Origin of the sequence: Pseudomonas sp. 2995-3, from assembly GCF_002742565.1 — a bacterium.
Taxonomy (GTDB): domain Bacteria; phylum Pseudomonadota; class Gammaproteobacteria; order Pseudomonadales; family Pseudomonadaceae; genus Aquipseudomonas; species Aquipseudomonas edaphica.
The window spans coordinates 1-263 of record NZ_LJSB01000251.1; the positions used below are offsets into that span (position 1 = coordinate 1).

1 protein-coding gene is annotated in these 263 nt (G+C 40.3%); it reads right to left on the reverse strand.

The features are described from left to right. Positions 1–93: 93 nt before the first annotated feature. Positions 94–263, reverse strand: a 170-nt coding sequence (locus AOA62_RS32680; RefSeq protein WP_143521912.1) for a DHHA1 domain-containing protein, incomplete at its 5' end; no start/stop codon positions are given.

Consider the following 263-nt stretch of genomic DNA (forward strand, 5'->3'; position numbering starts at 1 on the left):
CTCCATGTTTGAAAGAAATGACAGGAAATGGGACCATCTTCTTTCATTCATTCGCTTATCCTTTGTCCTTTATTGTACACGAATTAACAACAATTAGTAATTTCTTTTTACTAATTCAGGAACAATTTTCAAAGCTTCCCCTAATTTGCTTGGATTTTTACCACCAGCTTGCGCCATATCAGGACGAACTCCGCCCCCTCCGCCACAAATGGTAGCTACCTCTTTTACAATTTTCCCAGCATGGTGCCCTGCCTTAACTAGAT